Here is a 9,750-nt window from a genome sequence, read left to right as displayed (position 1 = left end):
AACCGCCAACCGCAAATCCGTCATTCCCGCGCAGGCGGGAATCCAGTTTCGTGGCGCCGCCAACACGGTTCGCAAAAATTGGATTGCCGCCTGCGCGGCAATGACGGATTCTCGGCTAACGGCTAACGGCTAACGGCTAACGGCTAACGGCTAACGGCTAACGGCTAACGTCCAATGTCCAATGTCCAATGTCCAATGTCCAACCCTCAATCCCCCAGCGCCGCCAGCAGCTCGGCCTGGTGCTCGGCGGCCAGTGCGTTGGTCAGTTCGGTCAGGTCGCCGTCCATGATGAAGTCGAGCTTGTACAAGGTCAGGTTGATGCGGTGGTCGGTCATGCGGCCTTGCGGATAGTTGTAGGTGCGGATCCGCTCGCTGCGGTCGCCCGAGCCGATCAGGCTCTTGCGGGTGGCCGCTTCCTTCGATTGCTGCTCGCGCAACTGCACGTCCTTGATGCGGGCGGCCAGCACCTTCATCGCCTGCGCCTTGTTCTTGTGCTGCGAGCGGTCGTCCTGGCACTCGACCACGATGCCGGTGGGCAGGTGAGTCAGGCGCACGGCCGAATCGGTCTTGTTGATGTGCTGGCCGCCGGCGCCCGACGCGCGGAAGGTGTCGATGCGCAGGTCGGCCGGGTTGATGTGCACATCCTCGACCTCGTCGGCCTCGGGCATCACCGCCACCGTGCAGGCCGAGGTATGGATGCGGCCTTGCGTTTCGGTGGCCGGCACCCGTTGCACGCGGTGGCCGCCCGATTCGAATTTCAGTTTCGAGTACACGCTGTTGCCCACCAGGCGCACGATCACTTCGCGGTAACCACCGAGGTCCGAGGCCGACTCCGACACCACCTCCACCTGCCAGCGGTTGCGCTCGGCAAAACGCGTGTACATGCGCAGCAGGTCGCCCGCGAACAGCGCCGATTCGTCGCCGCCGGTGCCGGCGCGAATTTCCAGGAAGATGTTGCGCTCGTCGTTGGCGTCTTTCGGCAGCAGCATTTTCTGCAAATCCAGTTCCAGCGTTGCCAGCCGTTCCTTGGCCGCTTCGATCTCGTCCTGGGCGAACTCTTTCATTTCCGGATCGGACAGCATGTCTTGCGCCGCCACCAGGTCGCCCTGGGCGTCGCCATACGATTTATAGAGCGTGACCAGCGGGCCGAGTTCGGCGTGTTCGCGCGTCATCTTGCGGTAGGCGTCCATATTGGCGGTGGCGCCTTCGGACATCAGCAATTCATCGAGTTCGACCAGGCGGTTCGCCAGTTGGTCGAGCTTGGCCAGCATGGATGGTTTCATAGCGTATTTCTGTGTGAGGTGGTACGGAAGCCGCATCGATCGACGCGGCAGCAAAGCGGGGGCAGGGGAGGGGCGCTAACGACGGCCGCGGAACAACTGTGGCAGCAACTGTGCCAGGTGGGCGCGTTCTTCGCCCTGGGCGCGGTGCAGCGCCTGTTGCGGACCGTGCATGAACTTGGCGGTGAGGCCGCGCGACAGCGCTTCCAGCACTGCGTCGACATCTTCACCCTTGGCCAGCATCTTGCGTGCACGGTCGAGTTCGAGCTGGCGCAGGGCTTCGCCGTTTTCGTGCAGGCTCTGGATGACCGGCACCACGGCGCGGTCGTCGATCCAGTGCATGAACGACTGCACCCGGGTTTCGATGATGGCTTCAGCTTGCGCCACGGCGGCCTGGCGGTTTTCCATGCCGGCCTGCACCACCTTGCCGAGGTCGTCGACGGTGTACAAGAACGCGTCGTTCAGGCGCGCCACTTCCGGCTCGATATCGCGCGGCACGGCCAGGTCCACCATGAAAATCGGCTTGTGGCGCCGCGCCTTGATGGCGCGCTCGACCATGCCGAGACCGATCAGCGGCAGCGACGAGGCGGTGCACGAGATGACGATGTCGAACTGGTGCAGCTTGTCCTGCAACTCGGCCAGGCGCATGGCGCGGCCACCGAAGCGGTGCGCCAGCGCTTCGCCGCGCTCGAGGGTGCGGTTGGCGATGGTGACACTGCGCGGGTTTTGCGCGGCAAAGTGGGTGGCGCACAACTCGATCATTTCGCCGGCGCCGATGAACAGCACGTTCTGCTCGGAGATCTTGTCGAAAATGCGCTGCGACAGGCGCACGGCAGCGGCCGCCATCGACACGCTGTGGGCGCCGATCTCGGTGGTGCTGCGCACTTCCTTGGCCACCGAAAAACTGCGCTGGAACAGCTGGTGCAGGTAAGTGCCCAGGCCGCCGGCTTCGTCGGCGGTGCGGATGGCGTCCTTGATCTGGCCGAGGATTTGCGTTTCGCCCAGCACCATCGAATCGAGGCCCGATGCAACGCGGAAGGTGTGGCGCACGGCGTCGTGCTGCGGCAGCATGTACAGGTGCGGGCGCAGGTCGGCGTAATTGAGCTGGTGGAAATCGGCGAGGAAATGGGCGCCGGCGTCGAGCGGATCTGGCACCTGGCTGGCCGCGTAGAGCTCGGTGCGGTTGCAGGTGGAGAGGATGGCCGCTTCGTCGGCGCCGCGATGGTCGATGCGTTCGAACCACGAGCGCGCCGCCACCACCGCCTGGCCCAGTTGCTCGGGGGCGAACGCCAGCTGCTCGCGCAGCGAGACGGGGGCGGTGTGGTGATTGAGGCCGACGGCAAGCAGCTGCATTTCGGTTCCGGGCATTGAGTATGCGGTCATTATACCGTGATGTCCCTACTGCTGCCGGGGTGACTGCCTAATGGGAGGGCAACGGGTCGGGCAACAGCCCCGCCGGATGTCAGGCACCCAGCTTTTCCAACCGGTAACCGTAGCTGTACACCGGCACCAGCCGGAAACCGTTTTCCGGCTTCAACTGCAACTTGTTGCGCACGCGGGAAACGTGGGTGTCCATGGTGCGCGACGGCACGGCGGTCTCGCGTATCCACACCGCCTCGTGGATGTAGGCGCGCGACAGCGGTCGACCGATGTTGCGGAAAAATAACAGCGCCAGGTAGAACTCCTTGTGCGTGACATCAAGCACGATGCCATCCATCAGCAAGCGACCGGGACGGGTCTCGAACACGTATTGACCGAATTGCAACTGCTCTGCGCCGTTCTGCGCCGGGTAGGCGCGCCGCAGCAGTGCCTGCACGCGCGCCACCATTTCACTGCGGCGCAGCGGCTTGATCATGTAGTCGTCCGCGCCCGCACCGAGGCCGGCGACGATATCGTCCTCGCCGGAACTGGTGGTGAGGAACAGCACCGGCGCGGTATCTGGCAGCTTTTCACGCACCCGGCGCATGACTTCGGCGCCAGTCATGTCGACCACCTGCCAGTCGAGGATGAGCATGTCGTAGCTGTCCTTGCGCACCTGGGCCAGGACATCCTTACCGGTCTGAAAACTATGGCAAATATGGCCGGCGGAGGTCAGCACCTGGCATATCAGGTCGGCCTGGCTGCGGTCGTTATCAAGTACAGCGATTCTCATACTGCTGCCCGTGGGAAATAATTGTTAAAGAGTTGACACTGGGTAATATACCAGAGATTTACAATTGCTCCCCAGAATAGCAGATATTATTTTCCATGGAACAACAACTATTGCCAAGAAAGTGACAGATTCTATCGTGTAATACTGGCTGTCCAATACAAGGTACACTGTAAAAACTGTGAATTCAATGAAGAAGTTGAATTTTGGAAAGAAACTTCAATTTCCTGCCCGGGGGCCAGAATGGGTTTGAAAAAAGACACAAATTGGATCTTGGTGCCGGGCACGGCACGCGATCTCGACGCCGTGCGCGAGCGTTGCCGACAACTGGTGCGGCGCCGGGCCATGGTCTCGGCCGTGGTGGCGGCAGTGCCCATTCCGGGGCTCGACATCATTTCCGACATGCGCCTGTTCGCCAACCTGATCGAAGACGTCAACCGTCACTTCGGCTTGTCCGAGGAACAAATCGAGCGCATGCATCCACGCTTTCGCATGATCGCGTACCAGGCGGCAGTCGGGATTGGCAGCATGCTGGTTGGTAAGGTGGTCACGCGCGAGGTGGTGATGCACGTGTTGCGCCGCATGGGCGTCAAGACTGCCGCCAAACAGGCGGGCAAGCTGGTGCCGCTGGCGGGCCAGCTGGCGTCGGCGGGAATCGGATTTTTCGCGTTTCGCCAGATCGGCTATGCGCATGTGGAGGCGTGCGTGACGGTGGCGCAGCAGCTGCAACTGGCCGGGATAGCGGACCCGGGCCACCCGGCCCACCCCGCAGGGCAGGCCGAAGTGCCAGTGGACAAAACCTAAGCGTCCGGCAGTACCACGTTGACGTCGAGCACTTCCAGGTTGCCCTGGCGGTCGAGCGAGATCTTGATATCGTCGGCGTTGACCTTGGTGTACTTCGAGATCACGTCGATCAGCTCTTTATGCAGCGCCGGCAAAAAGTCGGGCCCGGTGCGGCCGTTGCGCTCGCGCGCGATGATGATTTGCAGCCGCTCCTTGGCCGCGGTCGCAGTTTTCTGCTTTTGCGGGAACAGGAAAGAAAGCAGGGCCATGGTCACTTACTCCCGAAAAGTCGCTGCAGGAAGCCCGGTTTTTCGTAGTTGACGAAGCGCAGGGGACGTTCTTCACCGAGGAAGCGCGCGACCACGTCCTCGTAGGCTTGCGCCACATCGGTGCCCTTGAAATGAATCGCCGGGTTGCCCTGGTTCGATGCATGCAGGACCGATTCCGATTCCGGAATGATGCCGATCAGCGAGATGCGCAGGATTTCCTTCACATCTTCGTGCGACAGCATTTCGTCCGCTTCCACGCGCTTTGGCGAGTAGCGGGTGATCAACAGGTGTTCCTTGACCGGCTCGCCACCGCTCTGGGCGCGGCGCGACTTCGCTTGCAGGATGCCAAGGATGCGGTCCGAATCGCGCACCGACGACACTTCCGGGTTGGTGACGATGATCGCTTCATCGGCAAAGGTCAGCGCCATCAGCGCGCCATGCTCGATACCTGCCGGCGAATCGCAGATGATGTACTCGAAGCCCATGTTGACCAGTTCGTTGAGCACCACTTCCACGCCTTCTTCCGACAGCGCATCCTTGTCGCGCGTTTGCGAAGCCGGCAGGATGAACAGGTTGTCGCAGTGCTTGTCCTTGATCAGGGCCTGGTTCAGGGTGGCTTCCTTGTTGATCACATTGATCAGGTCGTACACTACGCGGCGTTCGCAACCCATGATCAGGTCGAGGTTACGCAGGCCGACGTCGAAGTCGATCACCGCGGTCTTGTGGCCGCGCATGGCCAGGCCAGTGGAAAAACTGGCGCTCGTGGTCGTCTTACCGACACCGCCCTTACCGGACGTTACAACAATGATTCTTGCCACAGATAATCCTTTTCAGAAAGAGGTACGGCGGCTACTCAGGCGCGGGTTGCAGAATTGACAGATAGTATATCGATTCGGTCGCCCATCAAGCGGATTTGCGCGGGGGAGCGCGCAAATTCGGCCGGGAAGCCGTCTTCAAAAGTACGGTACACGCCGGCAATGGAAACCAGTTCCGGCGACATATTCAAAGCAAAGATACGGGCGTCGGCATTGCCGGACGCGCCGGCCAGCGCACGGCCGTTGAGCGTGTTGTACACGTGGATGCTGCCGTCGGCGATGATTTCGGCGCCGTTGTTGACCACGGCGGTAACGATCAGGTCGCAGCCGCGCGCGTAAATGCGCTGGCCAGCGCGCACCGGGGTATCGATGATCATCACGTTCTGGCCGTTGGGCAGCGGTTCGGCGGTGCTGGAAATGGTGGGTGAGGCCTTCACCGGTGCTGGCGCCGGCGCCACCGGCGTTTCGTCGTCGCGCGGTTTGCTGGCGGTTTCCAGGGTCAGGCCGTGCGAGGCGATCTCGGCGGCCATGGCGGCGGGCGCATTGCGCACGGCGACCGGTTTCAAACGGTACTTGGCCAGCACGGCGATGATGGCAGTCCAGTCGATCGCCGTGCCATCCGGCAAGGCCGCGATGTCGATCACGGTGAGGTCGTCTTCAAAAAAGTCGGCGCTGCCGCCGGTCATCCTGGCAAGCGCCGCGTCGAGCGCGGTGCCGTCCGCCGTGGTAAGGATGGCGGAGACGGCGACGACAGTGGATATCTTGATTTCGATCGGCTTTTGAAACAGGCTCTTGGACATGGGCGACAGTATGAGAGGGTTGCAACCGCGCGCGCATGCGCAGGTGCTGGCATTCTACTGTGGAAAACCGCCGATGGGGAGACGCGCACGGCTGATACCGTGGAAAAATGCGGGGGCGCGGCGCCCGGTGGCGCCGCGTTGCGGACCGGTCAGGCTGCGTGGCGCTGACGCAATTCGCGCGCCGCTGCCACCATATTGCGCAGCGCCACCTCGGTTTCGGTCCAGTCGCGGGTTTTCAGGCCGCAGTCCGGGTTGACCCATAAATTGCCAACTGGAATAACTGCGCTGGCCTTGTCCAGCAGGCGCACCATTTCCGCGCGGCCCGGCACCCGCGGCGAGTGGATGTCGTACACGCCGGGGCCGATCTCGTTGGGGTAGCGAAACGCACCGAAACCGCGCAGCAGCTCCATGTCCGAGCGGCTGGTTTCGATGGTGATCACGTCGGCGTCCATGGCGGCGATCTGCGGCAGGATGTCGTTGAACTCGGCATAGCACATATGGGTGTGGATTTGGGTGCGGTCGGCCGCCACGCTGGCCGCCACCCGGAACGCCCGCGTGGCCCAGTCGAGATAGCCATCCCAGCCGCCCCGGCGCAGCGGCAAGCCCTCGCGCACGGCCGGCTCGTCGATCTGGATGATGCCGATCCCGGCCTGTTCCAGGTCGGCGACCTCGTCGCGGATCGCCAGCGCGAGCTGCAGCGCGGTGTGGGCGCGCGGCTGGTCGTCGCGCACGAACGACCATTGCAGCATGGTGATCGGCCCGGTCAACATGCCCTTCATCGGCAGCGCAGTCAGGCTCTGCGCGTGCGCGGTCCAGTCCACCGTCATCGGTTTCGGCCGGCTGACGTCGCCAAAAATCACCGGCGGCTTCACGCAGCGCGAGCCGTACGACTGCACCCAGCCCAATTTGGTGAACACGAAGCCATCGAGCTGCTCGCCGAAGTATTCGACCATGTCGTTGCGCTCGGCTTCGCCGTGGACCAGCACGTCGAGGCCGATGTCTTCCTGGCGCTGCACGGCGCCGGCGATTTCCGCGCGCATCGTGGCGGCGTAGCCAGCCGCATCGAGCGCGCCGCGCTTATGGGCGGCGCGCGCGGCGCGGATCGCCGCCGTCTGCGGGAACGAGCCAATGGTCGTGGTCGGGAATGCCGGCAACTGGAACCGTTGTCGTTGCTCGGCCTGGCGCCGGGCGAACGGTGACGCGCGGCGGTCGAGATCGTCGGGCAGCGTTGCCAGCCGTTCGCGCACGGCAGCCTGGTGCACGCGGACGCTGGCGCGGCGGCTGGCGATGGCGGCGCGTGAGATGGCCAGCGCTTCGCTCACCTCGGCTGCCACCTCCGTCACCTCGGCCACACCGGCCAGCGCCGCTTTCAGCAGCCGCAGTTCGTCGAGTTTTTCGGTGGCGAACGCCAGCCACGAGCGGATCTCTGCGTCGAGCCCGTCTTCGGCCGCCAGGGTGAACGGCACGTGCAGCAGCGAGCATGACGCCGACAACCACAGCTTGCCAGCGCGCTTGGCGACCAGCGGCGCCAGTACGGCCAGCGCCGCGTCGAGGTCGGTGCGCCAGATATTGCGGCCATCGACGATGCCCACCGACAGCACCTTGTGCACCGGCAGCCAGTCGGCAATGCTGGTCAGCTCGTGGGGCGCACGCACGCCATCGACGTGCAGGCCGGCCACCGGCAGCCGGCACGCCAGGCTCAGATTTTCTTCCAGCGGCGAAAAATAGGTGGCCAGCAGCAGGTCGATACCGACCTGGTTCAGCTGCCAGTAGGCGGTCTCGAACGCGCTGCGCCAGGCGCCAGGCAGGTCCAGGCCCAGGATCGGCTCATCGACCTGCACCCATTGCACGCCCAGCTGTTTCAGGCGGTTGAGCACGGCCCCGTACACGGGCAGCAGCCGGTCGAGCAGGGACAGGCGCTCGAACGCGGCCTTTTCCTTGCCCAGCCACAAGAAGCTGAGCGGGCCCAGCAACACCGCCTTGACCGCGTGGCCGAGCGCCTGGGCTTGTTCCACCTCGGCGAACAGGCGCTCGCAGGCCAGCGAGAAGACGGTTTCGGGCGCGAATTCCGGCACCAGGTAGTGGTAGTTGGTATCGAACCACTTGGTCATTTCCAGCGCGGCGCCTCGATGGGCCTGGTCGCAGCCAGCATGCTCGGCGAGATCGGCATGAATGCAGCCGGCCTGGCCGTCGCTATTGACGCTGCTGTGACCGTTATCGTTGGCGTTGGCGTCGGCGTTCGCGCCGTTGGTAAGTCCGCGCGCCATGGCGAAGTAGCGGCGCAGTTGCGATTGTTCAGGCGTAAAACCGAAGCGCGCCGGCTCGCAGCCGAGCAGCTGGACATGGTTGGCCACCTGGTCGTAAAACGCGAAGTCGCCCACGGTGACGAAGTCGAGGCCGGTATCGCGTTGCAAGGCCCAGTGGCGCGCACGCAGGTCGCTGCCCACCTGCTCGAGGGCGGCGTCGGACAACTCTCCGCGCCAGTTGGCCTCGAGCGCGAATTTCAGCTCGCGGGCAGCACCCACGCGGGGCAGGCCGAGGATATGGGTCTGGATGAATGTTTTTACGGTAGTCATGGCGTTTGTCATAAGGATTTCATATCGATGCGGTAAAGTTTGCGGCATTCCGATCTATAATCCAAACGAAAGATTTTGCGGATTCACATGAAAAAGATTAATAGATGTTAGAGATACGCCACCTTCGTACCCTGAGCGCCTTGCGCTCGGCCGGCAGCCTGGTACGGGCTGCCCAGTTGCTCAACCTGACCCAGTCGGCGCTGTCGCATCAGATCAAGTTACTGGAAGATCGCTACGGTGGGCCGCTGTTTGAGCGAAAATCGGTGCCGATCGGGTTTACTGCCACCGGCGCCCGGCTGCTCAAGCTGGCCGACCTGCTGCTGCCGGAAATCGAAACCGCCGAGCGCGAAGTGGCGCGCCTGACCCAGGGCGACACTGGCCAGTTGCGCGTGGTGCTCGAATGCCATACCTGTTTCGACTGGCTGATGCCGGTCATGGATGAGTTCCGCAAGCGCTGGCCCGATGTCGAAATCGACCTGGTGTCGGGCTTTCACAGCGAACCGGCCGAGCTGCTGCGCACCGGCGCTGCCGACCTGGTGATCGGCTCGCCGTACGGCCCGGACTTTGCCACGTTCCCGCTGTTCCGCTTCGAGATCCTGGTGGTGATGGCGCAAAAGCACCGGCTCGCTGCCCAACGCCGCCTGCACGCGGCCGATTTCACCGGCGAGACCCTGATCACCTACCCGGTGCCGGAATCGCGCATCGACCTGATCCGCGAAGTGCTGGTGCCGGAAAATATCCAGTTCGAGCGCCGCACGGCTGAACTGACCGTGGCCGTGTTGCAGTTGGTGGCCAGCCGGCGTGGTATCGCCGCGCTGCCCAACTGGGCCATCAAGAACTATGTCGATTACGACTACGTCATCGCCAAGCCGGTGGGCGAGCAGGGCTTGTGGAGCGACCTGTTCGTGTCGGTGCCACCGGCCCAGCAGCACAAGGCTTACGTGCTCGACTTCGTCAAAGTGATACGCGAGCAGTGCGCTGCCACGCTGGACGGTATCAAATTATTGTCGTGACAAATAAGCATGTCTTATTCAGAATGGTTGCCGGGTAATTGAGCCAGATCAAATGGGCGGACATT

The 9,750-nt window shown here is 63.2% G+C and carries 9 protein-coding genes; 2 read left to right on the top strand and 7 right to left on the bottom strand.

Features of this window, described 5'->3' with window-relative positions; translation table 11 throughout:
- Window positions 1–206: 206 nt before the first annotated feature.
- The 3 genes from prfA to DUPY_RS23245 form a co-directional block, all read right to left on the bottom strand.
- The gene (prfA, locus tag DUPY_RS23255) at window positions 207–1,283 is read right to left on the bottom strand and encodes a peptide chain release factor 1 (RefSeq protein ID WP_070251535.1); all 1,077 of its coding nucleotides are present in this window, start codon (window positions 1,281–1,283) and stop codon (window positions 207–209) included.
- A 75-nt stretch (window positions 1,284–1,358) separates the two neighbouring features.
- Window positions 1,359–2,633: a glutamyl-tRNA reductase gene (hemA, locus tag DUPY_RS23250; protein WP_070251534.1), complete on the bottom strand. Its 1,275-nt coding sequence runs from the start codon at window positions 2,631–2,633 to the stop codon at window positions 1,359–1,361.
- A gap of 109 nt (window positions 2,634–2,742) precedes the next feature.
- Window positions 2,743–3,432 carry a response regulator transcription factor gene (locus tag DUPY_RS23245; protein WP_019923970.1) on the bottom strand — a complete coding sequence of 230 codons (690 nt, stop codon included), beginning with the start codon at window positions 3,430–3,432 and terminating at the stop codon, window positions 2,743–2,745.
- A gap of 273 nt (window positions 3,433–3,705) precedes the next feature.
- Between DUPY_RS23245 and DUPY_RS23240 the strand changes: the two genes are divergently transcribed.
- Window positions 3,706–4,233, top strand: coding sequence for a hypothetical protein (locus DUPY_RS23240; RefSeq protein ID WP_307188208.1), 528 nt, complete (start codon window positions 3,706–3,708; stop codon window positions 4,231–4,233).
- Here DUPY_RS23240 and minE read toward each other — a convergent pair.
- From minE to metE, 4 genes are all read right to left on the bottom strand, one after another.
- Window positions 4,230–4,481 carry a cell division topological specificity factor MinE gene (gene minE, locus DUPY_RS23235; protein WP_026637661.1) on the bottom strand — a complete coding sequence of 84 codons (252 nt, stop codon included), beginning with the start codon at window positions 4,479–4,481 and terminating at the stop codon, window positions 4,230–4,232. The genes DUPY_RS23240 and minE overlap by 4 nt on opposite strands.
- 2 nt (window positions 4,482–4,483) lie before the next feature.
- Window positions 4,484–5,299, bottom strand: coding sequence for a septum site-determining protein MinD (gene minD, locus DUPY_RS23230; protein ID WP_026637660.1), 816 nt, complete (start codon window positions 5,297–5,299; stop codon window positions 4,484–4,486).
- 35 nt (window positions 5,300–5,334) lie between these two features.
- Window positions 5,335–6,096 carry a septum site-determining protein MinC gene (gene minC, locus DUPY_RS23225; RefSeq protein ID WP_070251532.1) on the bottom strand — a complete coding sequence of 254 codons (762 nt, stop codon included), beginning with the start codon at window positions 6,094–6,096 and terminating at the stop codon, window positions 5,335–5,337.
- A gap of 149 nt (window positions 6,097–6,245) precedes the next feature.
- Complete coding sequence (gene metE / locus DUPY_RS23220) at window positions 6,246–8,672, bottom strand: 5-methyltetrahydropteroyltriglutamate--homocysteine S-methyltransferase (protein ID WP_070251540.1); 2,427 nt, start codon at window positions 8,670–8,672, stop codon at window positions 6,246–6,248.
- 104 nt (window positions 8,673–8,776) lie between these two features.
- Between metE and DUPY_RS23215 the strand changes: the two genes are divergently transcribed.
- A complete protein-coding gene (locus DUPY_RS23215) occupies window positions 8,777–9,685 on the top strand; it encodes a LysR family transcriptional regulator (protein WP_070251531.1) in 909 nt (302 codons plus the stop codon).
- Window positions 9,686–9,750: the final 65 nt, after the last annotated feature.

Source organism: Duganella phyllosphaerae (assembly GCF_001758785.1).
GTDB classification, from domain to species: Bacteria; Pseudomonadota; Gammaproteobacteria; order Burkholderiales; family Burkholderiaceae_D; genus Rugamonas; species Rugamonas phyllosphaerae.
The sequence above is the reverse complement of the archived record's forward strand: the minus strand, read 5'-3'. Positions and strand labels throughout refer to the sequence as shown.

Excerpts from the sequence above, each read along its gene's own strand:
- hemA (WP_070251534.1), bottom strand. The coding sequence starts at position 2,633 with ATGCAGCTGCTTGCCGTCGGCCTCAATCACCACACCGCCCCCGTCTCG.
- minC (WP_070251532.1), bottom strand. The coding sequence starts at position 6,096 with ATGTCCAAGAGCCTGTTTCAAAAGCCGATCGAAATCAAGATATCCACT.
- metE (WP_070251540.1), bottom strand. The coding sequence starts at position 8,672 with ATGACTACCGTAAAAACATTCATCCAGACCCATATCCTCGGCCTGCCC.
- DUPY_RS23245 (WP_019923970.1), bottom strand. The coding sequence starts at position 3,432 with ATGAGAATCGCTGTACTTGATAACGACCGCAGCCAGGCCGACCTGATA.
- minE (WP_026637661.1), bottom strand. The coding sequence starts at position 4,481 with ATGGCCCTGCTTTCTTTCCTGTTCCCGCAAAAGCAGAAAACTGCGACC.
- prfA (WP_070251535.1), bottom strand. The coding sequence starts at position 1,283 with ATGAAACCATCCATGCTGGCCAAGCTCGACCAACTGGCGAACCGCCTG.
- DUPY_RS23215 (WP_070251531.1), top strand. The coding sequence starts at position 8,777 with ATGTTAGAGATACGCCACCTTCGTACCCTGAGCGCCTTGCGCTCGGCC.